18 protein-coding genes and 1 pseudogene are annotated in these 25,238 nt (G+C 40.4%); 12 read left to right on the forward strand and 7 right to left on the reverse strand.

Annotated features, from left to right (window positions below):
* Positions 1–160 precede the first annotated feature (160 nt).
* The 5 genes from CIL03_RS18540 to hutG all read left to right on the forward strand — a co-directional run bounded on the left by CIL03_RS18540 (position 161) and on the right by hutG (position 7,782).
* Complete coding sequence (locus CIL03_RS18540) at positions 161–1,585, forward strand: alanine/glycine:cation symporter family protein (RefSeq protein WP_094887374.1); 1,425 nt, start codon at positions 161–163, stop codon at positions 1,583–1,585.
* An 804-nt stretch (positions 1,586–2,389) separates the two neighbouring features.
* Complete coding sequence (gene hutH / locus CIL03_RS18545; protein WP_094887375.1) at positions 2,390–3,928, forward strand: histidine ammonia-lyase; 1,539 nt, start codon at positions 2,390–2,392, stop codon at positions 3,926–3,928.
* Positions 3,915–5,567 (forward strand): urocanate hydratase, encoded by a 1,653-nt coding sequence (gene hutU, locus CIL03_RS18550; RefSeq protein ID WP_094887376.1) that lies wholly within the window; start codon positions 3,915–3,917, stop codon positions 5,565–5,567. Before hutH ends, hutU begins: the two co-directional genes overlap by 14 nt.
* A 17-nt stretch (positions 5,568–5,584) precedes the next feature.
* Complete coding sequence (gene hutI / locus CIL03_RS18555) at positions 5,585–6,838, forward strand: imidazolonepropionase (RefSeq protein WP_094887377.1); 1,254 nt, start codon at positions 5,585–5,587, stop codon at positions 6,836–6,838.
* A complete protein-coding gene (gene hutG, locus CIL03_RS18560; protein ID WP_094887378.1) occupies positions 6,835–7,782 on the forward strand; it encodes a formimidoylglutamase in 948 nt (315 codons plus the stop codon). The genes hutI and hutG overlap by 4 nt, the downstream gene beginning before the upstream one ends.
* A gap of 52 nt (positions 7,783–7,834) precedes the next feature.
* Here hutG and CIL03_RS18565 read toward each other — a convergent pair whose 3' ends face one another.
* Positions 7,835–8,164: a winged helix-turn-helix transcriptional regulator gene (locus CIL03_RS18565; protein WP_094887379.1), complete on the reverse strand. Its 330-nt coding sequence runs from the start codon at positions 8,162–8,164 to the stop codon at positions 7,835–7,837.
* A 233-nt stretch (positions 8,165–8,397) separates the two neighbouring features.
* On the opposite strand from CIL03_RS18565, the gene CIL03_RS18570 reads away from it, so the two are divergent.
* Positions 8,398–9,642, forward strand: a complete 1,245-nt coding sequence (locus CIL03_RS18570) for an aminopeptidase (RefSeq protein ID WP_094887380.1) — start codon at positions 8,398–8,400, stop codon at positions 9,640–9,642.
* Between the two features lie 196 nt (positions 9,643–9,838).
* Here the strand turns inward: CIL03_RS18570 and recQ are convergent, their stop codons facing one another.
* On the reverse strand, positions 9,839–11,989 hold the full coding sequence (gene recQ, locus CIL03_RS18575; protein ID WP_094887381.1) for a DNA helicase RecQ: 2,151 nt from the start codon (positions 11,987–11,989) through the stop codon (positions 9,839–9,841).
* A 160-nt stretch (positions 11,990–12,149) separates the two neighbouring features.
* On the opposite strand from recQ, the gene CIL03_RS18580 reads away from it, so the two are divergent.
* On the forward strand, positions 12,150–13,808 hold the full coding sequence (locus CIL03_RS18580) for an FAD-binding dehydrogenase (protein WP_094887382.1): 1,659 nt from the start codon (positions 12,150–12,152) through the stop codon (positions 13,806–13,808).
* A 21-nt stretch (positions 13,809–13,829) separates the two neighbouring features.
* Here CIL03_RS18580 and brnQ read toward each other — a convergent pair whose 3' ends face one another.
* Positions 13,830–15,122 (reverse strand): branched-chain amino acid transport system II carrier protein, encoded by a 1,293-nt coding sequence (gene brnQ, locus CIL03_RS18585; protein ID WP_094887383.1) that lies wholly within the window; start codon positions 15,120–15,122, stop codon positions 13,830–13,832.
* 347 nt (positions 15,123–15,469) lie between these two features.
* On the opposite strand from brnQ, the gene CIL03_RS18590 reads away from it, so the two are divergent.
* Positions 15,470–17,323 (forward strand): cation:proton antiporter, encoded by a 1,854-nt coding sequence (locus CIL03_RS18590; protein ID WP_094887384.1) that lies wholly within the window; start codon positions 15,470–15,472, stop codon positions 17,321–17,323.
* A gap of 81 nt (positions 17,324–17,404) precedes the next feature.
* On the opposite strand, the gene CIL03_RS18595 is transcribed toward CIL03_RS18590, so the two are convergent.
* Together CIL03_RS18595 and CIL03_RS18600 are read right to left on the reverse strand one after the other, a co-directional pair.
* A complete protein-coding gene (locus tag CIL03_RS18595) occupies positions 17,405–17,881 on the reverse strand; it encodes a YndM family protein (RefSeq protein WP_094887385.1) in 477 nt (158 codons plus the stop codon).
* 168 nt (positions 17,882–18,049) lie between these two features.
* Positions 18,050–18,232, reverse strand: coding sequence for an SE1832 family protein (locus tag CIL03_RS18600; protein WP_094887386.1), 183 nt, complete (start codon positions 18,230–18,232; stop codon positions 18,050–18,052).
* A gap of 89 nt (positions 18,233–18,321) precedes the next feature.
* Between CIL03_RS18600 and CIL03_RS18605 the strand changes: the two genes are divergently transcribed.
* A complete protein-coding gene (locus CIL03_RS18605; protein WP_094887387.1) occupies positions 18,322–19,155 on the forward strand; it encodes a GNAT family N-acetyltransferase in 834 nt (277 codons plus the stop codon).
* A gap of 704 nt (positions 19,156–19,859) precedes the next feature.
* On the opposite strand, the gene CIL03_RS18610 is transcribed toward CIL03_RS18605, so the two are convergent.
* Entirely contained in the window at positions 19,860–20,960 is a 1,101-nt protein-coding gene (locus tag CIL03_RS18610; RefSeq protein ID WP_420855432.1) for an AI-2E family transporter, read from the reverse strand.
* Between the two features lie 167 nt (positions 20,961–21,127).
* On the opposite strand from CIL03_RS18610, the gene CIL03_RS18615 reads away from it, so the two are divergent.
* The 3 genes from CIL03_RS18615 to CIL03_RS18625 all read left to right on the forward strand — a co-directional run bounded on the left by CIL03_RS18615 (position 21,128) and on the right by CIL03_RS18625 (position 24,390).
* The gene (locus tag CIL03_RS18615) at positions 21,128–22,870 is read left to right on the forward strand and encodes a phospho-sugar mutase (RefSeq protein ID WP_094887388.1); all 1,743 of its coding nucleotides are present in this window, start codon (positions 21,128–21,130) and stop codon (positions 22,868–22,870) included.
* A gap of 289 nt (positions 22,871–23,159) precedes the next feature.
* A complete protein-coding gene (locus CIL03_RS18620) occupies positions 23,160–23,942 on the forward strand; it encodes a TerC family protein (protein WP_094887389.1) in 783 nt (260 codons plus the stop codon).
* 88 nt (positions 23,943–24,030) lie between these two features.
* Positions 24,031–24,390 (forward strand): DUF488 domain-containing protein, encoded by a 360-nt coding sequence (locus tag CIL03_RS18625; RefSeq protein WP_094887390.1) that lies wholly within the window; start codon positions 24,031–24,033, stop codon positions 24,388–24,390.
* Positions 24,391–24,405: 15 nt separating this feature from the next.
* Here the strand turns inward: CIL03_RS18625 and CIL03_RS18630 are convergent.
* A pseudogene (locus CIL03_RS18630) lies at positions 24,406–24,909 on the reverse strand (DUF4003 family protein); the annotation flags it as partial.
* Between the last annotated feature and the right edge of the window lie 329 nt (positions 24,910–25,238).

Consider the following 25,238-nt stretch of genomic DNA (forward strand, 5'->3'; position numbering starts at 1 on the left):
TCATTTTTTGGTATAATAATTTCCTGCGGTATTAAGCTAAGAATTGTCCCCCAAAGAGAATCACGTGTATAACCTAAGAAAATTAGAGAAGGTTAATGCGATATAAAAAAGGGTATTCGTAATTAGCTGGTTCAATTGACATCAAGGAGGAATACAGAAGGTGGATATTTTTGAAAGTATTTTAGGGAGCGTCAATGACGCCTTATGGAGCTATGTATTAATTATCGTATTAATTGGGCTGGGACTGTGGTTTACAATTAAAACCGGCTTTGTTCAATTCCGGTATTTGCCAGAAATGTTTCGGGTTTTATTTGATAAACGGACAATAAGTGCCTCCGGGAAAAAAGGAACCTCCGCATTTCAGGCTTTCGCAATTAGTGCAGCGTCACGAGTAGGGACAGGAAACCTGGCTGGTGTTGCCTCTGCGGTGGCATTGGGAGGGCCAGGAGCTCTGTTTTGGATGTGGCTGATCGCATTGCTTGGTGCAGCTTCAGGCTTTGTTGAAAGTACACTTGCTCAAGTGTATAAGGTTCCTGAGAAAAACCAATATCGAGGTGGACCGGCATATTATATGGAAAAAGGACTGAAAAATCGCTGGCTGGCCATCACTTTTGCCATTACGATTACCTTTACATACGGTCTTGTATTTAATTCCGTACAATCAAATACGATTAGCCTGGCTTTTTCCGGGGAATTTGATATTAGTCCAGGTGTAATAGCAGGGATCTTAGTAATCATGACAGCACTTGTTATCTTTGGCGGATTAAAAAGTATCGCAAATGTTGCACAGATTATTGTTCCGGTCATGGCGATTGTTTATATTTTCCTCGCAATATATATATTAATTGTTAATATCACAACAATACCTGACATGATTTCACTTATCTTTGCAAATGCTTTTGGCATTCAGCAAGTAGCCGGCGGCGGGTTTGGTGCAGCAATTATGTATGGAATCAAACGCGGTTTATTTTCCAATGAAGCAGGTATGGGGAGTGCGCCGAATGCTGCAGCAACATCTGAAGTTTCTCACCCGGTGAAACAGGGTTTAATTCAGGCACTTGGTGTATTCTTTGATACGATATTAATTTGTAGTGCAACCGGGTTTATTATCCTGTCGGCAGGAGGATTTGCTGGAAGTGATGCAGACGGAATCCAATTAACACAAGATGCCTTTTCCATTCTTATTGGAGACTGGGGTGGAATCTTTATTGCTGTTGCAATTTTCCTTTTTGCATTCAGCTCCATTTTAGGAAATTACTATTATGGTGAAAGCAATATTGCTTTCATTAAAAATAGCAAAACTTGGTTACTTATATACCGTCTGGCTGTTCTGGCAATGGTTATTTTTGGTGCTATAGCAACCTTTGACATTGTATGGGCACTTGCAGATTTAACCATGGCAATTATGGCATTAATTAACCTGTATGCCATTACCAGGCTATTCAAAATTGCCAATCTTGTTCTTCAGGATTATATGAAACAGCGGAAAGAAGGAAAAGATCCAGTATTTTATCGTGACACCCTGGAAAACCAGGATGGAATTGAATTTTGGGGACGTGACCAAACAACGGAAAAAGAGGATTAATGTTGATCAATCTGCCTGCCTGCCTCAAGATTATTTTGTAAGAGTTGTTGATTTTGGATGAATAGATTGTTATGTGCTGTTCGCAGTTGATTTTAAGTGTGAACTACTTGGTATGGTGGTTAGTCGACCGCTGGGGAAATATAACCACACTTCCAACATCATATCAGCCATCGACCGAAATATTCTCTATGTGACCGGTAGCTACTTAATTCTGTTTGTTTGGGCACAGAGAAGCGCTCTATGTGACCAGCAGCTACTTAATTCTGTTTGTTTGGGCATTGAGAGGTGCTCTATGTGACCGGTAGCTACTTAATTCTGTTTGTTTGGGCATAGAGAGGTGATCTATGTGACCAGCAGCTACTTAATTCTGGATGTATGGGCTTAGAGAAGCGCTCTATGTCCCCGCTGGCTATTATTTTCTAGCTGTTTGGGCTCAGAGAAGTACCCCAAATCTTGATAATCCGTTCAACCCGCGAAACATCCGTCCGAAGTTGAAATCAACAGAGCGGTTATGTCGCAGTCTACGGAGACTGCGGCCTAATTTTCAATAATACATACGAAAGAGCGATCTCAATAAGCGTATTCAGTTTCCTTTTACTCACTCCAAATAACACTTGATATCTCCAGGAAAAACGCTTACAATAAATGTATGAATAGTTAAATAACTGGAGGGCTATCATGTTTTTATTTATAAAACAGTACAGCCAAATAGAATTGGAATGTCCAGGAGGCATGGTTTAAAACCATAGCCTCCTTTTACTTTGCCTGCTTTACCTTGCTAAAGCAGTACCATGGAGGTGCAAAATGATTCGATTAACAGGCAGGAATCTAACCTTTGATGAAGTGAACCGTGTTGTTTTTAAGCAGGAAAACGTTGGGTTATCTGATCAAACACATGCAAGGCTGCAAGCTAACAGGGATACAGTCGAAGCATTGCTTCATGAAAAGAAAACGATGTATGGAATTAATACAGGGTTCGGGAAATTCAGTGATGTCATTATAGAGGATAAGGATCTGGATGATTTGCAGCTTAATCTTATTCATTCACATGCGTGTGGAGTTGGTCGACCCTTTTCTGAAAAAATAAGCCGGACAATGCTGCTGCTGAGAGCAAATGCATTATCACAAGGTTACTCTGGTGTAAGACCACTGTTGGTAAATCAATTAGTAGATTTTATCAATGCAGGAATTCATCCGGTTATACCAGAGAAAGGCTCACTTGGAGCCAGTGGTGATTTAGCACCTTTATCTCATTTAACGCTTGCTTTATTAGGTGAAGAAGAGGTGTTTTATCAGGGAAAACGTGTTACTGCTTCAAATGCACTTAATGAAGCTGGACTTGAGCCTTTGCAGTTAAAAGCAAAAGAAGGCCTTGCACTGATTAACGGCACACAGGCAATGACCGCAGTTGGTGTGGTGAGCTATTTGGAAATGGAAAAGCTGCTGCATCAAAGCGAGCACATTGCTGCAATGACGCTCGAAGGCTTGCAGGGGATCATGGATGCTTTTGATGAAAATTTACATCAGGTTCGTGGACATGTGGAACAAAGTGAAACTGCTGAAAGAATCCGTCATATTTTACAAGACAGCAAGCTTACAACAAAGCAGGGAGAAATACGAGTGCAGGATGCATACTCCCTCCGTTGTATCCCACAGGTTTTTGGTGCCTGCTGGCAAACGGTAAATTATGCAAAAGAGAAACTGGAAACAGAAATAAATGCCGTAACAGATAACCCGCTTATTTTTTCAGAACAGGAAAAGGTGATTTCAGGAGGCAATTTTCATGGTCAGCCAATAGCCTTTGCAATGGACTTTATCAAGCTAGGTATTGCTGAAACAGCGAATATTTCAGAGCGTAGAATCGAACGCCTTGTTAATCCACAGCTGAATGATCTTCCCCCTTTCCTGAGCCCAAATCCGGGACTCGAGTCTGGTGCAATGATTATGCAGTATAGTGCAGCTTCACTGGTTTCAGAAAATAAAACCCTGGCCCATCCGGCGAGTGTTGATTCCATACCATCTTCGGCAAATCAGGAGGATCATGTGAGTATGGGGACAATTGCTGCGCGCCATGCACTCGAAATGCTTCAAAATACGAGAAGGGTTATAGCGATTGAACTAATTTGTGCAATGCAGGCTGTGGAATATCGGGGGGTGGAGCTAATGGCATCATCCACAAGGGAATTGTATGAAAGAGCCCGCAATATTGTGCCGAGTATTACAAAGGATCGGGTGTTTTCAACAGATATTGAGAAACTGGCAGATTGGCTTAAAAATCATGAGGAAAGTGAAGTCCGGCAAATTATATCAGAAGACAGGAGAGAAGTTTATGAACGGTCTTAATGTGAAAGCAAAAAAAGGGATTGACCTGGAATGTAAGGGATGGGAGCAAGAGGCGGCTTTACGAATGCTTTACAATAATCTGGATCCCGAAGTAGCAGAAAATCCAGAGGAGCTAGTAGTTTATGGTGGCATTGGAAAGGCAGCACGGAACAAGGTTGCTTTTCAGGCGATTGTTAAGACTTTACGAAATTTGGAAAATGACGAAACGATGCTTATTCAATCAGGTAAGCCTGTTGGTGTCTTCAAAACACAAATCCAAGCACCGCGAGTTCTTTTGTCGAATTCTGTGCTTGTTCCAAAATGGGCAACCTGGGAGCATTTTCATGAGCTTGATCAAAAAGGGTTAATGATGTACGGACAGATGACTGCGGGCAGCTGGATTTATATTGGAACACAGGGAATTCTCCAGGGAACCTATGAAACCTTTTCAGCCCTTGCGAAAAAGCACTATAATGGCTCATTAAAACATACGATTACACTGACAGCCGGACTTGGTGGAATGGGTGGCGCACAACCGCTTGCTGTGACGATGAATGATGGAGTTGTGATTGCAGTTGAAGTGGATAAAAACCGAATCGAAAAGCGCCTCAAAACAAACTATTGTGATGTAATGACAGAGAATATCGATGAAGCGATTCGATGGGCAGAGGATGCCAGAAAGAAAGGCAAAGCATTATCCATTGCTTTGCTGGGAAATGCAGCTGAAGTGCATCAGGAATTTCTGAAACGGGAGATCGTAATTGATATCGTAACAGACCAGACTTCTGCACATGATCCTTTAAATGGATATATTCCAAGAGGCTATTCGCTGGAAGAAGCAGTGAAATTACGAAAGGCTAATCCGGAAGAATACACAAGGCTATCCAAAAAAAGTATGGCAGAACATGTGGAAGCAATGCTTGCATTTCAAAAAGGAGGTTCCATTGTTTTTGATTATGGCAACAACATCAGACAGGTGGCAAAGGATGAAGGTGTTGAGAATGCATTCGATTTTCCCGGATTCGTGCCCGCCTATATCCGCCCTTTATTTTGCGAAGGGAAGGGGCCATTCCGCTGGGTGGCGCTTTCAGGTGACCCTGAGGATATTTACAGGACAGATCGGTTAATTAAAGAACTTTTTCCGGAGAATGAAGCACTGATGCGCTGGATTGATCTGGCCCAGGACCAAGTGGCATTCCAAGGGCTGCCTGCCAGAATCTGCTGGCTGGGTTATGGGGAACGTGTGAAAATGGGCCTGGCTATTAATGAATTGGTTCGTAAAGGAGAATTAAAAGCACCGATTGTCATTGGGCGTGATCATTTAGACAGTGGTTCTGTTGCTTCCCCTAACCGAGAAACAGAAGGGTTGAAGGATGGCAGTGATGCGGTAGCTGATTGGGCTGTATTAAATGCACTGATCAATACAGCGGCTGGCGGATCATGGATTTCCTTCCACCACGGCGGAGGTGTTGGCATGGGCTATTCCCTTCATGCAGGGATGGTAATCGTTGCAGATGGTACGGATTTGGCTGAGGAACGCTTAAAACGAGTATTAACTACAGATCCAGGCATGGGAGTTATTCGTCATGTAGATGCAGGTTACGAATCTGCGGCTGATTTTGCAGAAAAAAATGATATTGTGATACCGATGAAGGAATAGAGAGGAGCAATGGGAAAATGTTTGTAGATACACTAATTACCAATATTGGACAGCTTTTGACAATGAATAAACAAGGCCCTGTTAAAGGAGTGGAAATGAATGATTTAACAATACTTGAAAATGCCGCAATCGGAATAAAAGATGGAAAGATTGAATGGATTAAAAAGGCAGATGAAATCAGTGCTGTTAAAACAGATAAGCTAATAGATGCAAAAGGAAAACTTGTGACGCCGGGCCTTGTTGAACCGCATACTCATCTTGTTTTTGGTGGATCCCGTGAACAGGAGATGGCCTTAAAGCAGCAGGGAGTGCCATATTTGGAAATACTTAAGCAGGGTGGTGGGATTTTATCAACTGTAAATGCTACAAAGCAAGCATCCTTTGAGGAATTGCTGGAGAAGGCATTATTCCATTTGGACCGGATGGCAATGCATGGCATTACAACAGTTGAAGCAAAAAGCGGGTATGGACTTGATAAAGAAACCGAATTAAAACAGCTGAGAGTTGCAAAAGAAGCTGGAAGTAAGCATCCATTAGATCTAGTTTCTACATTTTTGGGAGCACATGCTGTTCCTCCGGAGTTTAAAGATAATCCAAAAGCTTTTCTCGACCAGATGAGTGGGCTGTTTGATGAAATCAAAAAGGATGATCTTGCTGAGTTCGTTGATATTTTTACAGAAACAGGTGTTTTTTCCGTTGAACAGTCAAGGGGTTATTTGCAAAAAGCAAAGGAAAAGGGATTTGGTTTAAAAATTCATGCAGATGAAATTGATCCCCTTGGCGGCACGGAGCTTGCGGTAGAAATGGGAGCGGTGAGTGGCGATCATCTTGCGGTCACATCTGATGAAGGAATCAAACAGCTAGCAGCATCTGATACGATTGGAGTTATTTTACCTGGAACAAGCTTTTATCTTGGGAAAGATGTCTATGCCAGGGCGAGGGAAATGATTGATGCAGGTGCTGCAATTGCCATTTCGACAGACTTCAATCCAGGCAGTTCAGTAACTGAGAATCTACAGCTGATTATGGCAATTGCTGCATTGAAGCTAAAGCTCTCGCCAGCAGAAATTTGGCATGCTGTGACGATCAATTCAGCATATGCGATTGGACGCGGACATGAAGCGGGGTCACTTGCTGCAGGCAGAAAAGCGGATATCGTTATATGGGATGCACCAAATTACTTGTACCTTCCCTATCACTACGGGGTCAACCATGCAAATACAGTAATTAAAGATGGTGTAACTTTATATGAAAGGCCGGGGATACGATGAGTGAATTCCGCCATATGATGCCTGCTGGAAAAGCGCTATTTAAAGATAGACATACGACAAAAGCAAACGATCTGCTGCAGTCATATACTTCTGGAATGGAAAATGAATTCGGGATGGCTGGAGTTCCTTTATCCAAACCGTCCATCAGCCATTCCGGAGCCTCCTTTGCTCCCAGTGCAATCCGTGAAGCGTTAAAAAGCTTCACGACTTATTCCGGGGAGGAAGGGATGGACCTCACAGAGCGTATCATTGATTTTGGCGATATTTATATGAGTCCGACAGATATCATAGGAAACCAAGAGCGAATCGTTGAAGGGTTAACAGATGTTTTTGCAACGAAAGCGGCAAAAAACTGGCTGGTCCTTGGTGGGGATCACTCGATCAGCTATTCCTCGATAAAAGCTTTTGCTGGAGGAAAAAAAGTCGGTGTGATTCAGTTTGATGCACACCATGATTTGCGAAATACTGAGGATGGCGGTCCGACAAACGGCACTCCGTTTCGCCGTTTGCTGGAAGATAATATCATAAAGGGAGAACATTTATCACAAATTGGAATACGTGATTTTACCAATGCAGCTGCTTACGACCGTTATGCAAGCGAGCAGGGAGTAACAGTCTATACTATGGCAGATGTAGACAGACTTACAATAACAAAAATTCTGGATGAGGAAATACAGCGGCTGGCCGAAATAACGGATGTAATTTATTTATCTGTCGATATGGATGTACTTGATCAGGCATTTGCCCCAGGATGTCCAGCAATCGGACCAGGAGGTATGGACAGCAAGACGTTGCTGAAGGGAATATTATTTGCTTCACATTACGAAAAAATCCAGGCAATGGACATCGTCGAAATCGATCCTTCTATTGACTTTCGGAATATGACTAGCAGACTGGCTGCATATGTAATACTGCAATTTATGAAAGGGAAAAAGAACAGGTAAGAAATTTTTTAAAAAAATAGGAGGCTTCCCCCATTAGGATAGCCTCCAGACATTAAGCTTTCTGTTCATCTGTCTCTTCAATATGCACATGGTCGTCAGCCCAGCATTGAATTTCTTTTATGACTGGCTCTAATGATTTCCCTTTTTCAGATAATGAATACTCAATACGAACAGGGAATTCCGAATATATATTCCGTTCGACAATACCTTCTTTTTCGAGCATTTTTAATCGATCAGAGAGCAATCGTCCGCTTATAGGTAAATCTGCTTCCATCTCTGAAAAACGTTTGGTGCCTTTCAGCAAATCAAATAAAATCAGTCCAACCCAGCGTGTGCTGATAAGTCCCATAGCTTTTTCAAAACGTGGACATAAGTTCTCCATGATCATCACCTCACTCTACTTAAGATTAGTACAACGAATGTTAGATATTATAATCAATGATTACAAAAAGTAACCTATTGATATCATAACATATTACTTGTTTTCCGTAAATAGCTGTAAACCGGACAGACTTTAGGGGGAGGATTTCAAATAGTATAAATTATTTTGGTAATTTTGATGTTTTTGTGAAATAATAACGGTATACGAAATAACAAATTTTTGGAGGTAAAAGAATGGTAAGCAAACAGACACAGGAAAAATATGCTGAATTAGCATTGCGTACAGGGGTTAACCTGCAGAAAAATCAGGCATTGATGATAAATGCACCTATTGAGGGAGCGGATTTCACAAAAATTGTTGTACGAAAAGCATACGAAATGGGTGCGAAAAATGTACATATTAACTGGGGCGATGATGAATTGACATTGCTGAAATACGAAAATGCCCCGGATGAAGTCATTACGGATACTCCGGAATGGAGAGTAAAGATGCTTGAAAGCTTTGCAGAAGATGGTGCTGCAATATTAAATATCCGTTCAACCAATCCTGATTTGTTAAAAGACATTGACCCATCAAGAGTTGCCGCAGCGAACAAATCCGGAGCGGAGGCAATGAAGAATTTCCGCCAATATACAATGAATGATCGGATTCCATGGTCAATCATTTCTATTCCAACAGGTGACTGGTCACAAAAAATATTCCCGGGTAAATCGCGTGAAGATGCGATTGAGAGTCTATGGGAAGCAATCGTGAAGATCGTTCGTGTTGATCAGGAGAATCCAGTGGCAGCATGGGAAGCTCATAATGCTACATTAAAAACTGCCCGTGAGGTTTTAAATGAGAGAAATTATAAAAAGCTTATATTTAAAGCACCAGGAACAGATTTAGAAATGGAGCTTCCAGATGGACATATATGGAAAGGTGGATCTGCAGAAACAGAAGGTGGAGTTACCTTTAATCCGAATATGCCTACGGAGGAAGTATTCTCATTGCCGCATAAATATGGGGTAAATGGAACTGTTTCGAGTACAAAGCCGCTTAATTATGGTGGCAGTCTGATTGATAATTTCAGCCTGACTTTTAAAGATGGGCAAGTTGTCGATTTTAAAGCAGAACAAGGGGAAAATACCTTAAAGCATCTGCTTGATACAGATGAAGGTGCCCGTCGCTTAGGTGAAGTAGCATTGGTACCGCACGAATCACCTGTGTCCCAGTCAGGTTTGATATTCTATAATACATTATTTGATGAAAATGCTTCCTGTCACATTGCATTAGGAAAAGCCTATCCTACCAATTTGGAAGGTGGATCAGCAATGAATGAGGAACAGCTTGATAAGCATGGAGTGAATGACAGCCTGACACATGTTGACTTCATGATCGGGTCAGAGGAATTGGATATCGACGGTGTGAAGGCAGATGGAACAACAGAAGCTGTTTTCCGTAATGGAACATGGGCATTGAATGTAAAGGGAGAATAATATTTAAAATACCGTCAAGGGGTGCTCAGCCCATGGCGGTATTTTAATTTGTGGCGGAAGCAAGTTATAATGGCACCGGATTAGCTTCTACGGGCCATGGGCAGCAGCACGCGTGCATGAAAAGTCACGTAGCCGGGTTCTATGTGCCCAAAGAAGCTGCGAGTTCACTTAAATAGTCCGATAGAAAACCGGTTAATTACATATATCCATTCTTAACTAGGACTGCCTTAATTTTTGTATAATCGAATCCATCGGGCAAAGCTTCTCGTAACGGTTTCAGCCGGGGCTCATCAATTGTTTCACGTGCAGCGAGAACTTTCCTTTCTTCATCCTCCGAAAAAAATATCCCCCATGCAATCGGTTGTCCATCTTGAAAAGCTTTAAAGATGTGATTTTCAATTGTTTGTTTTGTCATTTCCCGAATGGCAGAGATATCTTTTAAAGATTTGCCTGATTGAAACATATGATAGCTTACCAAATGGCTTGGTCGGTCATCTTCTGTTCTTTTCGGTTTACGTCTGACAGATGCAGAATGTTCAGAAATACGTATCTTTTTCTTCACGTCAGGATGTTCCTGCCGCCATTCCTTAATGATAGACAGAAAGACCTCCCCGTATTGTTCGAATTTCTTCTCGCCAACTCCTTTTATCTCAAGCATTTCTTCTCTGGTAACAGGAAAATAGCGGCTCAATTCTTTCAGGGTAGCATCAGAGAACAATACATAAGGCGGAACGTTTTTCTCGTCAGCAATTTGTTTTCGCAATGCCCTTAATGCAGTAAACAAATCTTCATGATAATCGGCATCATCACTTGTTGGGATTGGTGCTGTATACATTTCCACAACCCGGTTGCCTTTTAACACATCGACCGAATTATGATTCAAGCGCAATGTAGGAAATTTGCCTTCCTCTGTTGCCAGAAGCTGCTCTGCAATTAGAAAGTGGATCCATTCCGTGAGTTCTTTTTCGGTATATGCTGACAAAATTCCATATGTTGAAATCTTGTCCAATCGGAAGTCTTTAATTTTCCGATCCCTAGAGCCTTTCAAAACCTTAGCTGTCATTCCAACACCAAATCGTTCACCCATTCGTTTCACACAAGAAAGAATCATTTGTGCTTCTTCGGTAATATCTGTTTTTTCCTGCCGTTCCACACAGTTACTGCAGCGGCCGCAATTATCATGTGCTGTTATATCATCAAAGTACTGCAAAATAAACGAAGTAAGACAGCCATGTGTATGACAATAATTAATGATTGCCTGTAATTTCCGGTATTCATTTTGTTTGGCAGCGTCTTCCATTAAGGATTGCTCAATTAAGAATTTCTGCAATTGAACATCCTGCGGGGAAAATAATAAAATACAATCACTTGGTTCACCGTCACGACCTGCTCTGCCTGCCTCTTGATAATAGGATTCAATATTCATTGGCATTGCATAATGAATAACATACCGGACATTCGATTTATCGATACCCATGCCAAAAGCATTTGTAGCAATCATTACGGACTTTTCATCATGGATGAATGCTGCCTGTGCTTCTTTACGCTCAATCTCGGATAATCCAGCATGATATTTAGCAACTGTTACTCCACGCTTGGAAAGCTGGTCATATAATGCATCTGCCTGTTTCCGGGTTGCGGTATAAATAATGCCCGATTCTTCCTGATGTTCTTCTAAAAAAGAGCGTATATACGATGGTTTGTCTTTTCCTTTCACAATATGAAACGATAAATTTTCACGTTCAAAACCAGTATTTATTACATGGCCATTCGCAATGTGGAGCAATTCCTGAATATCTGAAATAACCTCATCTGTTGCTGTGGCAGTCAGAGCAACATAGACTGGGATATTCGATAGCTTTTTAAGATTGGATACAATGGAACGGTAGCTCGGTCTGAAATCATGTCCCCATTGAGAAATACAATGTGCTTCATCAAAAGCTACCAAAGAAATGGGGATACGTTTAATCACATTAATGAAACTCATTGATTCAAACCGTTCTGGGGCAACATAAACAAATTTATACCGGCTTGCAGCTATGTCGTGCAATCTGTCCTGCTGTTCCCCGGCAGATAATGAGCTATTTATATATGTAGCAGGGATTCCTAATGAATGAAGTGCGTCTACCTGATCTTTCATAAGGGAAATTAGCGGGGAGATTATAATAGCTGTTCCTTTCAATGATAAGCCCGGAATCTGATAGCATAATGACTTTCCGCCACCGGTTGGCATAACAGCAAGTGTATTATTCATCTGTAATATATGATCAATCGTTTCTTCCTGGCCGGGACGAAACGTCTCATAACCAAAATAGGTTTGCAGGATTTTTTCTTCTTTCACAAGCATTCTTGATCCTCCTTTTCCTAGATTTATCCTAACATATTTTTATCACAGATGGTCAGGTTTGTTGAAAATTGAATTTTGGATGTAGAATGCATTGGAAAATGCTTAAATTATTGACTATTATTTTTGGAAAATACATACTATTATAAAAGGGGAGATCATGATGAATTATGACGTAATTGTAGTTGGTGCAGGTCTTGCTGGACTGGTTGCAGCTGCAGAAGTTGCAGATAGTGGCCGAAGGGTGCTGCTTTTAGATCAGGAACCCAAAAGTTCATTTGGCGGACAGGCATGGTGGTCCTTCGGTGGGTTATTTTTAGTAGATTCACCAGAGCAGAAACGTATGGGAATAAAGGATTCCAAAGAACTGGCCCTCCAGGACTGGATGGGTTCAGCAGGATTTGATAGAGAAGATGATGAGGATTATTGGGGGAAGAAGTGGGCAGAAGCCTATGTGAATTTTGCGGCAGGTGAAAAGCGGGAGTGGCTGCACGAAATGGGTGTCCGTTTTTTTTCGGTAATCGGCTGGGCTGAACGGGGCGGATACCTTGCAGAAGGACATGGAAATTCAGTACCTCGGTTTCATATCGTATGGGGAACCGGCCCTGGAATAGTAGAACCATTCGAGCGGCGTATACGAGAGCATATTAAAAATGAATTTGTAGATTATCTGCCACGTCACCGTGTAGATCAGCTTATCAGCGAAAATGGTTCTATTGCTGGTGTCAGGGGAGCAATTTTGAAAGCAAGCACTGCTGAGAGGGGACAGGAAAGTTCTAGAGAAGAAGTAGGAGATTTCGAATATTATGCTGATGCAGTTATTGTTTCCAGTGGTGGAATTGGTGCGAACTTTGAACTAATACGAAAAAATTGGCCACCCCGACTTGGCGAACCTCCTAAAAATATGATTTCCGGTGTTCCTGCACATGTTGATGGGCGGATGCTTGATATTACTGAAGAAGCAGGTGGCAGGATTGTTAATCGGGATCGTATGTGGCATTACACAGAAGGAATTAAAAATTGGAATCCAGTATGGAGGAATCATGGAATACGTATTCTTCCAGGACCTTCTTCTATTTGGCTGGATGCAGAGGGAAACCGTTTCCCAGCACCGAATTTTCCAGGATTTGATACTCTGGGCACACTGCAAGCCATTCAAAAAACGGGATATGACTATTCATGGTTTATTTTGACGCAAAAAATTATAGAGCGTGAATTTGCACTCTCAGGATCTGAGCAAAACCCTGATTTAACTGGCAAAAGTATTAAAAAAATCCTTTCCCGAGTCCTGCCAGGTTCCCCTGCTCCGGTGAAAGCATTTATGGATAAGGGGGAAGATTTTATTGTAGCAGATAATATAGACAATTTAGTTATAGGTATGAATAAACTAACAGGTGAAAAATTAATTAAAACAGAAGATGTCGAGGAGCAAATACGAGCAAGAGATCGAGAAATAGAAAATAAATTCACAAAAGACCTTCAAATTACGGCACTTCGTGGTGCACGTAATTATATTGGTGACAAATTAATTCGGGTTGCAGAACCGCATAAATTACTTGATCCTAAAAATGGTCCACTTATTGCTGTTCGATTACATATTGTCAGCCGGAAAACGTTGGGCGGTTTACAAACCAATTTGGATGCACAAGTGCTAAATGAATCTGGAGAACCAATACCCGGTCTCTACGCTGCAGGAGAAGTTTCCGGTTTTGGAGGTGGAGGAGTTCATGGTTACCGTTCATTAGAAGGTTCCTTTTTGGGAGGATGTCTGTTCACTGGGAGAGTAGCAGGACAGGCTGTTGCAGCAGAATTAGGAAAATAAATAGAGAGCTGACCAATTGTGTCAGCTCTCAACTAATTTATTCTTTGAAAACAACAGTCCAATCAATCCACCAGCGATTGCAGGAGTAACCCATCCTAAGCCCAGAGAGAAGAATGGAAGCTTTTCCATCCACGGTGTGATAGATGATAAGTCAAACCCAAATGCAGCTAATCCATCATACAGACTAACTAAAGCTGTGAGTAATATGGCTCCACGATAGACTCCCCTTGATCCCTTAAATAGTTTATTCATGAATGTAAGCAGAATCAGCACAATTGCAATTGGGTAAATAAATGTAAGTACTGGAACGGAAACACTGATAATAGTGTCAAGACCTTGATTTGCAATTAGATAGCTGACTATCGTTACAATCAAAATAATCCAATGATAAGGGATGCCAGTTATTTTATTGAAAAATTGGCCTGCAGCCACTACTAATCCAACAGATGTTGTGAAACATGCCAATGTGACAATTACACCAAGAAGCAACGCTCCGTAACTGCCAAATAATTCATTTGCAGCACTGGACAGGATTTCTCCGCCATTTGTAAAGGAGCCAAATGCAGCCATTTTTGCACCAATCCAGCCTATAGAAGCATATACAGCGATTAATCCAATGCCTGTGATAAGCCCGGCTTTCAGGGTGGATTTTACAAGTTCTTGTTTTGTTGTAATACCACGTTCCTTAAATGCATTTACTACTATTATTCCAAAAGCTAAAGCTGCGATGGCATCCATTGTTAAATATCCTTCAACGAACCCCGTGAAAAATGGGGAGGAAGTATATTTCTCTGTGGGTGCAGATAAAGGATTATCCAATAATATAAAGCCACCTACAATTAAACCAGCGATTGCAGCCAATAATATTGGTGTAAGATATTGCCCAATCCGATCCACCATTTTTGATGGGTTTAAGCTGACAATAAATACAAAAAAGAAAAAGACAGTTGTAAAGATCAGCAAAGCAATGGTTGAAGTCCCATCCAAAAATGGCTCGACAGACATTTCATGTGCGACAGTAGCCGCGCGTGGGATCCCAAAAAAAGGTCCGATTGCAAGATAAACAATGGAAGTGAAAATTAGTCCAAACATAGGATGCACTCGATCAGCGAGTTCCCTTGCGTCATTTTTTACAAAAGAAATAGCAGTAACCGCCAGTATTGGCAAGCCAACCCCTGTAATGACAAACCCGCTTATAGCTGCCCAAAAAGAAGTTCCTGAGTCAATCCCCAGTGTAGGAGGATAAATTAAATTTCCAGCTCCAAAAAATAATGCAAAAAGCATAAATCCAATGATAAATGTATCTTTATTCATAACTGTTAGTCCCCTTAGTTCAATAATTTAATATTCTGACATATGGAAGATGTATGCAATAATTAGTATGGCAATAAGAATGAGGAATATAATTTTCGTTATTATCAGATAATATTAGCGACATCTATTTGTTAAATTGCTGTTTTTTCGATTAATTTAAAAGCAGAATAATCTTAACAATAACCAATATAGCTGTCAATCCAATTTTTGAAAGACTTCTGACATTTTCATGACAAAACAATATAATAGGATGGAAATTCTTTTCCAATAATAAGGAACACAATTGTTTACATTCTTATCTATCCTATATAGAATATCCATATAAATATTTTGAGTGGGGGGATGAAATGGATCCGAGTTTATTGTTTGAAATAACGCTTATAGGTCTATTAGGGATCGGATCTCAATGGTTGGCGTGGCGTTATCGGATGCCGGCCATTGTAGTAATGTCAGTCACCGGCCTGCTGGTTGGTCCAATTTTCGGTTTGATTAATCCAGGAGAAGACTTTGGCGATATATATAGTCCAATAATTTCAGTTGCAGTAGGAATTATTCTTTTTGAAGGCAGCTTAAATCTAAGCTTTAAAGAACTTCGTGGGATTGGGAAGCCAATCTTCAGAATTTCCACAGTCGGAGCATTTATTGCATGGATTCTCGGATCACTGACAGCGCATTATATTGCAGGTTTGTCATGGGCAGTAGCATTTGTTATTGGAGGCTTGTTTATTGTTACAGGACCAACAGTTATCCTGCCGCTGCTCCGTCAGTCAAAGCTGAAGCCGAGACCTGCCAAGATATTAAAGTGGGAAGGAATTATTGTAGATCCAATTGGGGCATTATTGGCGGTTTTTGCATTTGAAATTATTGCATTTATAACTTCCAGTGATCCGGATGGAACAAAACTGATGCTGTTCTTTGCCGCATCCTTCTTTGCGATTATTCTGGGATGGGCACTTGGGAGAGGACTTGGCTGGATGTTTGAAACCGGTCATGTTCCCGAATTTCTGAAATCACCTGCAGTAATCGTGACGGTAATTATCTGTTTTACAGGTGCAGATATGGTAATGCATGAAACAGGGTTGTTGTCTGTTACGGCAATGGGGATTACCTTAGCCAACATGGGAATCAGCTCCATTTCAGATATGCGTCATTTTAAGGAGAATATATCAGTTCTCCTAATCTCTGCCATTTTTATTATGTTGACCGCTTCCCTGGAAATGGAAATATTGCTGCAAATTTTCAGTCCAAATATAATAGGCTATGTATTATTGATGATGTTTATTGTGCGACCATTTTCTATATTTATATCAACGATGGGCACAAAGCTGTCGTTCAATGAAAAGGTACTGGTTGGCTGGATAGCACCAAGGGGTATTGTTGCATTGACTGTTTCCGGGTACTTTGCATCAATTTTGCTGGATGCAGGTTATGAAGATGCGCAGATTTTAACTACATTAACCTTTGCACTAGTATTTTTTACAGTTGTTGCACATGGCTTCACGATCAGACCATTGGCAAAAAAACTTGGATTATCGATGGAGGACAAACCGGGTACGTTAATAGCTGGCAGCAACCCATTTACAGTTGAATTAGCGAAGTCACTATCAAAAGCTGATATTCCGGTTATTATTGTGGATTCCTCATGGCGGAATTTAAGAAAGGCCCGTGAGGCAAGTATTCCATTTTATCATGGAAATATGCTTTCAGAGCAAACAGAATATAATCTTGATACAATACCATATGAATATTTACTTGCCTTCACGGATGACCATGCATACAACTCACTTATCTGTACTACGTTTATGCCGGAATACGGGCGAACGAATGTGTTTAAGGTAAGTCCATACAATCAGATGAATGGCGATTTCTCCAGTGGGGTTGTATCAAAGGTTGGCGGCAGAATATTATTCGATAAGAAATTCTCCATGGATGACCTTATGGATAAATTGAACAGCGGTTATGTTTTCCGGACAACTAATCTGACACAACAATTTAATTACCAGCAGTATGTTTCCGAAAAAGATGATTCCACCGTATTTCTCTATTTAATAAAACCATCAGGGCAGCTAAAGTTTTATTCAGAAGAAATGAAAACTGTCCCACAAATTGGTGACAAAATCATTAGCCTGACGCCACCAAATAAAGAAAAGGCAAAGATACAGGCAAGGCTGAAAAATCAGCGCAGTAATAATGGAAATTAAAAATGAGCGCTTATTACCAAAGCTATAATATAAAAGCTGAATCCCCTGTTTTAATTGGGGATTCAGCTTTTAATTTTAAAATTATTTTTGTTTTTTGTTGTTTTTATCTCGGGAACGTCTGGTTGATGATTCCATTTCTGTTTCGGTACCAAACTCAGTTTGGAAGTCTCGATTTTGTATTAATTTTGCTTCATTCTCCACATCTGCTATTTCATCATCCAACACCCGATCAAACATGTACCGGTGGAAGAAAAACTCTCCAATTCCAATAACCGCTGCTGAAACCAGTGAAATGGACTCGAGTGGAATCGGCTGTTCAAGAAGTAAAGCACCCAAGATCCAAATCCCTGCCCATGCTATTATAAAATCAATGACTGACGCTACAAAGTTTTCAAGGTGGGGTAAGATAAACACATCGCCAAGATAGGATACAGCTGTTAATATAAAACTAATTGTCAGCATTTCAATGAAGGTTGTATCAAAGAACCAGTTTAAAGCAATCCATAATACTGCCGAGATCATTAGGAATTTGATAAAAAATGCAATTATATACCTCATTTCCGATGCTCCCTTTTAAATTAATTTCTATTCCACTATAGGTTACCCGTGATACAGCCGGCTATTCCTGCCATATGGGCAACTAGTGGAAAGCTATGGAGACATCAGAAATTAATAAAATGACCCCTATAGCCATAGAAGTCATTCAGATCTTACTCTATTTTTTGTTCACTTATCTAGTTCTTCTAATTTACGGTTTACCTCTGCAATTTCATCTTCCAGCCGGATTAACTGTTGTTCAGCAGAAGATACTCGTCCTTTGACATATTCTAATTTATCCATGTCGCCTTGAATGCGTACATAATCTGATTTCAATTCGGTTAACTGTGCTTCCAGTTCTTTTTTGGTCATTTCTGTTCACCTCATTAGTAAGTGTATCTGAATCTGCCTTTACAAAACAAGCATTTCCTATATTATTTTAGTAAAGGGGAGAAAATCAAATGCTTGTTACGTATACATCTTCAGTTAGAGATTATCTGGATAAAGTAGAGGCATTACTTCTAAGGAAAGAGGCATGCAATAACTTAATGCTGGGAATTTTGGACCGTCTTCTGACACATAAAGCCGATTGTCACCTCGGTTTTGTGGAGAAAGATGGACAAATAGTTTATGCATTTATGCAGACACCTCCAAATAATTGGATTTTAGCGGATGCTGATTTGGTAAATGAAGATATTTTAAAAGCTGTTGCTGTATTCCTCCATGAACAGAATATGGATGTTCCTGGTGTACTTGGTCCTGACGGCAGTGTCGAAATATTTGTCGAAAAATGGAAGGAATTAACTCATGCAAATGTATCCATACATATGAAACAGCTCATCTATCAGTTGGATGAGGTACAGATTAAACCATCGGCTGACGGAAATTTAATTCATGCCGCTGAAAAAGACCTCCCGCTGATCGCAAACTGGCTCTATCAGTTTGGCCAGGAGGCAAACGAAAACATAGACCGATCCCAGGCTGAGCAAATGGCTGCAAATTTTATTAAAAACCAAAGTCTTCACTTGTGGGAGGCAAATTCAGAAATTGTTTCCATGGCAAATACGTCCAGGAAAACGAAACATGGAGCCTCTATCAATGCAGTATTTACTCCAGATCAATTCAAAAAGAAAGGCTATGCAACAAATGCTGTTGCGGCTTTAAGCCAAAAACTGCTGGATCAAGGGTTTCAATTTTGCAGTCTGTATACGGATAGAGAAAATCCAACTTCGAATGGGATTTATAAAAGGATTGGATATTATGAAGTTGGCATATCTATTGTTTATAACTTTTAACAAGAAAAGCGGACCAAAGATGGCCCGCTTTTCTTAATTAGATTGTCTGTGTTTGACGCAAAATATATAGATTGCGAACTAACTGCTCTGTTGATTCCAACTTCGGACGGATGTTTCGCGGGTTGAACGAATTATCAGGATTTGGATTACTTCTCTGATCCCAACAGCCAGAAATAATTAGCCACCGGTCACATAGCGCGCCTCTCTAAGCCCCAACAGCCAGAAACAAGTAGCTACCGGTCACATAGAGCGCCTCTCTAAGCCCCAACAGCCAGAAACAAGTAGCCACCGGTCACATAGAGCACCTCTCTAAGCCCCAACAGCCAGAAACAAGTAGCTACCGGTCACATAGAGCGCCTCTCTAAGCCCCAACAACCAGAAACAAGTAGCTACCGGTCACATAGAGCGCCCCTCTAGGCCCAAACAGCCAGAAATAATTAGCCACCGGTCACATAGAGCGCCTCTCTAAGCCCAAACAGCCAGAAACAAGTAGTTACCGGTCACATAGAGCGCCCCTCTAGGCCCAAACAGCCAGAAATAATTAGCCACCGGTCATATAGGGAATGTTTCGGTGGATAGCTGATATGATGGGTGGAACTGTGGTTATATTTCCTTAGCGACCGATGGAATTATCATCGCTGATTTTACTTCGCAGTTTTCATCAACTCAGAAGTATAGAGCAATGAAATTTACGAAAACAGCTATTAAATTAAAGCATCTTCTTTATTCTTTTTAGATTCTTGGTACGTTTTATAAAAATGGATAATGATTGTTTTTAAAACAGAGTAGAATGGTACTGCAAATAAAATTCCCAGGAAGCCGCCAATACTGCCGGCTGCTAAGATTACCGTAATTACTGTCAGTGGGTGCAGATCAAGGGCACGGCCCATAACATTTGGCGAAATTAAATTACTTTCTATCTGCTGTGCTGCAATCATGACAAGGGAAACCCAAACAATCATCATCGGTTCCTGAAAAGCACCGACAATTAATGCTGGAATTACAGCGATGAATGGTCCTGCGAATGGTATGACGTTCATCAGCATGGCGAACAAGGCCAATGTCAGTGAATAATCAAGACCAATAATAAGATATCCGATAAACAGTAATACACCTACAGCAAAACTCACAATCAGCTGCCCCTGAATAAAAGCAGTCAGAGTTTCATCAATTTTTGAAAACAGGCTGCGAATATTGTTTGCCTTTTTCTTTTTAAAAATTTGTGTAATGAAAGGCAAAAATTTCTCTCCGTCCTTCAACATGAAAAATAGGAAAAAAGGAATCAGTACAATTCCGGCAATTATGCTGATAACCTGGCCAATAAACCCACCAATAAATCCAAAAATATTTTTCGATATATTTTCCAGATGGGATGGTATATCAGCAGCAAAATCATTTATAGCTGAAACCACCTGCTCTGGTATAGCTGTGTAATTGGACTGCCAGTAATTAATGAACTTTTCAACACTGGTTATCATCCCCGGAACACTTTCTATGAAGTTGGTAAACTGCTTCTGTGCAATTGGCCAAATATACATGACGAATAAAAAGATAAGCAAAATCAGAAGCAAAAATACAAGGATAATAGATACAATCCGAGGTATTTTAAACCTTTCAAAAAAGTGCATCACCGGCTTTGTCAGGTAAAAAAGAATTCCTGCGCCAATAAGTGGAAAAGCTACTGCCCCTACGTATTGCAGTAGTGGTACAAAAATAAAATCAGTTGCGGAAATTAGCATAATTAGCAGAAATACCAGGATGAAAAAGACAAGAGCTTGAAACCATCGTTTGTTTACCATTAACATCACTACTTTCTTCCGATAAGTATAGTTTCTATTCTAACGGCAATCGATTATAATAGGAAGTTTTTTAACATTTTGCCCCATTGAGTTATAGATATACAAGACTCATAGAATATTCCATGAAAGTATGGTAAAATTCTACCATATATAATCGCTTGGGGGCATGGGAAATGACTAGTTGGGAAAAGGTTTATCAGAAGTGGAATACTTTTCAAAATCTCGAACCATCACTGAAATCAGATTTGGAAAAAATAAAGGGTAATGATGAAGCATTGGAAGATGCCTTTTACAAAGAGCTTACCTTTGGAACAGGCGGCATGAGAGGTGTTCTTGGGCCTGGTATCAACCGAATGAATATATATACGGTAAGAAAAGCTGTAAACGGACTGGCAAACTATTTGCTGGTTAATACAGTTAATGTAAAAGATCGTGGTGTTGTAGTTGCTTATGATTCCAGATACATGTCACAGGAATTTGCAGTAGAGACCGCAAAAGTTCTCGGGGCCTACGGAATAAGAACACATGTCTTTGATACGCTTCGCCCGACACCGCTTCTTTCATTTGCAGTAAGATATTTGGGAACAGTGGCCGGGGTTATGATTACCGCAAGCCATAATCCTCCTGAATACAATGGATTTAAAGTATATAACGAAGACGGCGGTCAAATTATACCCGAAGAGGCTGAGGAGATTATTTCATCGATTCAGCAGACGGGAGACGAGCTGCTTGTTCCAGTTATGGAAAGAGAAGAGCTTGAGAAAAAAGATTTAATTAATTGGATAGGGAAAGAAATTGATAATGCCTATTTGGAACAATTAAATCTGATTTCCAAACTTGAACCAGAAGCAAAACAGAAGGAAAAGGATTTGCAGATTGTGTTTACGCCATTGCATGGAACCGCGTATAACCTGGTTATGGACGGATTGGAACAACTAAACTTTTCACATGTGGATGTTGTGAAGGAACAAGCGAAACCTGATCCAGAATTTTCTACGGTAGAATCCCCAAACCCGGAAGAGCACCAGGCTTTCGAATTGGCGATTACAAAGGGAAAAGAGAACAATGCAGACATTTTACTTGGTACAGATCCAGATGCAGACCGTTTGGGTGTTGCTGTTAAAGATCCATCAGGTGAATATAAAGTTTTAACCGGAAACCAGCTAGGTTCACTGCTGCTGGATTATATCCTTTCACATAGTGATCCAATTGTATTAAAAAGCGCACGTATGCTGAAAACAGTTGTAACCTCAGAGCTTGGCCGAGCTGTGGCGGATGCTTATGGAGTTAAAACAATTGATACATTAACCGGCTTTAAATACATCGGAGAAAAAATTCGCCAATTTGATTCGACTGGTGAAACATTTATTTTTGGCTATGAAGAAAGCTATGGCTATTTAATAAGCAGTTTTGCCCGGGATAAGGATGCAGTCCAGGCAGCAATGATGGCATGCGAAATGGCTTATTACTGGAAAAATCAGGGAAAAACACTGCTTGAGGCATTAGATGTTTTATATGAAGAACATGGTTATTATTTGGAAGGAATGACTTCATTAACATTAAAAGGAAAAGAAGGGTCCCAGCAAATTGCAAAAATCATGGAAGAAATCCGCAATAATCCTTTAACAGAAATTGCAGCGTTTCAGGTGGAGAAAGTTGAGGATTACTTATCCAGTCAACGAACGGTATTGGGAAATGCACCTAAAATAGAAACAATCGAACTGCCAAAAGAAAATATGATGAAATTTATTCTGGAACAAAACAACTGGGTGTGCTTGCGTCCATCAGGTACAGAGCCGAAAATTAAATGCTATTATGGAGTTTCCGGAGATAGCAAACAGGACAGTGAACAAAAGCTTGCATCTTTAAAAGATAAGATGGAAGTTGTAATCAGCCAAATTACCGGATCAAATTAATTATCCTTCTTATAGTTTGATGATATATGGGAATGATAATTAAAAATATAATATTATCTGGTATGGTCTGATTGACATTTTCCACAAAAAAAGGTTTAATAGACTAACATAATATTTCCTAAAGGGGAGTAGCTGTACAGCTTTAGTCGTCATTACGAGATTTTCTATCTCCGGCTTGGCTGGCAACGAACGTTGTTTGCGAGACCTTTACCACTAACAGGTAAGGGTCTTTTCTATGTCCATGGTCTTGCCTGTTGGTAAGACCATTTTAATTTTAAGGAGAGTTTTCATGGGAGCAGAATTATTAGTTGAGTATTTATGGGTATTGGTTGTATTAATCGGTCTCGAAGGTTTATTGGCAGCAGATAATGCATTAGTGCTGGCTATTATGGTAAAACATCTTCCGCCAAAACAGCGGAAAAGGGCATTATTTTATGGATTAGCCGGGGCATTTATCCTGCGTTTTGGATCATTATTTGTTATTTCGTTCCTTGTTGATGTATGGCAGGTACAAGCATTAGGTGCACTATACTTACTAGGTATTTCTGCAAAGAATCTATATGACAGGTTTAAACCTAAGAAAAAGGAAGAAAACGAAGAAGGGGAACTGAAAGAGCAATCTGGAAGCGGTTTTTGGATGACAGTAGTAAAAGTGGAATTTGCCGATTTAGCCTTTGCAGTCGATTCCATTTTAGCAGCGGTTGCTTTGGCGGTAGCCCTTCCTCCTACAGGCCTTGGCAATATTGGAAGCCTGGATACAGGACAATTCTTCGTTGTATTTGCCGGCGGTATGATCGGATTAATTATTATGCGATTTGCTGCAAACATATTTGTTGAACTGCTTCATAAACGTCCAGGCCTGGAAATAGCAGCGTTTGTTATTGTTGGATGGGTTGGTGTAAAGCTGGCATTGATGGTATTTGCACATGATGCGGTTGCCTGGATTCCACATGAATTCCCGCATTCAACATTATGGAAAGTTATTTTCTATGGTGTGCTGGTAGCTGTAGCAGTTATTGGCTGGTTTGCTTCAGGTCGGACAGCAACAAAGGTGAAAAAACAAGAGAATTAATATTAAGATAGCAATCATCACTTTTTCTAGCGATGATTGCTTATTTTTTTCCGAATCGGGTAGGGATAAATAGGAGGAGTGATTTAATATGCCAGTAAATACAAAAAGAATTTATGAATCAACTAATAAAAATGATGGGGTTCGCGTGCTTGTGGATCGTGTGTGGCCTAGAGGTATGTCAAAAGAGGATGCTAAGCTTGATCACTGGATGAAAGAAATTGGACCGTCAAATGAATTAAGAAAATGGTTTGACCATGATCCTGATAAATATGATGATTTTAAGAAAAAATATAAAGACGAGCTGGAGAGCGGGGATCAAAAGGAGGAATTGGAAAAGTTAAAAGAGATTACAAAAAAGCATAATAAAAATGTCACATTATTATATTCTGCAAAAGATGAAGATAATAACCAGGCGAAGGTTTTAAAGGAAATACTGGATCGGCAATAACAGGGGATACCCCTGTTAACTGCCATTATTTGAATTTGCTGCAACAGTGGTTGCTGTGATAGTGGAAACCAAAACTGCCTGCTGTGCCTGAAGAATCATTTCCAGTGTGGTACGAATACTTGCATCTGTAAGGGAGGAATGATCCACTTTGTCATTTACATAAAAACTGACAGCCATAGTTACATTCATATCCTTTTCCCATTTGAAATGTTTTTCACCCATAAGCTGCTGGTACATAGAAGAAACCCCAGAAATATCAATCTCATTTTGGGGCAGTAATGCCAGCATGCCGATAACCGGGTAATATTTTGCCTTTGGTTTAATACTGATCTTCCTAAAATCATCTGAGACGCGGATAGATCGGCCAACCAAATCCTGAACACTTGCTTTGCTGTCCAATGAAAGAATATGACTCAGAAATTGCAGATCATTTCCTTTTCTGAAACCTTCTTTTGCTAATTCTTCATAAAGCATTTCAATATGCTGGATTATATCAGGTCTATTCTTCAGCGCGAGTAATGCAGCAAGTGGCTGACTACCCCCACCCCTAAAGGAGTGGGGTTCTCATGTACTTGCAGAAGCCTCTCGAAGCTCTCCACAGGTCGCTATAACTACTTAGAAAATAGCTATCGTTTTTTCTTTTTCATTGAAGCGAGCGTCTGTGTACAACATCCTCGATTTATCTTCTGTTCCATGAGACTTTATATTCCATACAACCAACGTTGTATTAGCGAATACTTTTTACGGAGGCAGGTAGCTCTACCTACAAAGGAATCACTTCTTAATTTGCTTTTTTAATGCCCATACTGCTTGGAAAAGCTTCTGTTTGTTGCTTTAAACCATCTATA

The sequence above is a fragment of the Virgibacillus indicus genome (genome assembly GCF_002266285.1).
Lineage (GTDB): Bacteria > Bacillota > Bacilli > Bacillales > Amphibacillaceae > Virgibacillus_K > Virgibacillus_K indicus.

Bases quoted from the DNA above. Each gene is read 5' to 3' on its own strand.
- hutU (WP_094887376.1), top strand. From the start codon at position 3,915: ATGAACGGTCTTAATGTGAAAGCAAAAAAAGGGATTGACCTGGAATGT.
- CIL03_RS18595 (WP_094887385.1), bottom strand. From the start codon at position 17,881: ATGAGGTATATAATTGCATTTTTTATCAAATTCCTAATGATCTCGGCA.
- recQ (WP_094887381.1), bottom strand. From the start codon at position 11,989: ATGCTTGTGAAAGAAGAAAAAATCCTGCAAACCTATTTTGGTTATGAG.
- CIL03_RS18620 (WP_094887389.1), top strand. From the start codon at position 23,160: ATGGGAGCAGAATTATTAGTTGAGTATTTATGGGTATTGGTTGTATTA.
- hutH (WP_094887375.1), top strand. From the start codon at position 2,390: ATGATTCGATTAACAGGCAGGAATCTAACCTTTGATGAAGTGAACCGT.
- CIL03_RS18580 (WP_094887382.1), top strand. From the start codon at position 12,150: ATGAATTATGACGTAATTGTAGTTGGTGCAGGTCTTGCTGGACTGGTT.
- CIL03_RS18605 (WP_094887387.1), top strand. From the start codon at position 18,322: ATGCTTGTTACGTATACATCTTCAGTTAGAGATTATCTGGATAAAGTA.
- hutG (WP_094887378.1), top strand. From the start codon at position 6,835: ATGAGTGAATTCCGCCATATGATGCCTGCTGGAAAAGCGCTATTTAAA.
- brnQ (WP_094887383.1), bottom strand. From the start codon at position 15,122: ATGAATAAAGATACATTTATCATTGGATTTATGCTTTTTGCATTATTT.
- CIL03_RS18610 (WP_420855432.1), bottom strand. From the start codon at position 20,960: ATGTTAATGGTAAACAAACGATGGTTTCAAGCTCTTGTCTTTTTCATC.
- CIL03_RS18600 (WP_094887386.1), bottom strand. From the start codon at position 18,232: ATGACCAAAAAAGAACTGGAAGCACAGTTAACCGAATTGAAATCAGAT.
- CIL03_RS18625 (WP_094887390.1), top strand. From the start codon at position 24,031: ATGCCAGTAAATACAAAAAGAATTTATGAATCAACTAATAAAAATGAT.
- CIL03_RS18590 (WP_094887384.1), top strand. From the start codon at position 15,470: ATGGATCCGAGTTTATTGTTTGAAATAACGCTTATAGGTCTATTAGGG.
- CIL03_RS18615 (WP_094887388.1), top strand. From the start codon at position 21,128: ATGACTAGTTGGGAAAAGGTTTATCAGAAGTGGAATACTTTTCAAAAT.
- hutI (WP_094887377.1), top strand. From the start codon at position 5,585: ATGTTTGTAGATACACTAATTACCAATATTGGACAGCTTTTGACAATG.
- CIL03_RS18565 (WP_094887379.1), bottom strand. From the start codon at position 8,164: ATGGAGAACTTATGTCCACGTTTTGAAAAAGCTATGGGACTTATCAGC.
- CIL03_RS18570 (WP_094887380.1), top strand. From the start codon at position 8,398: ATGGTAAGCAAACAGACACAGGAAAAATATGCTGAATTAGCATTGCGT.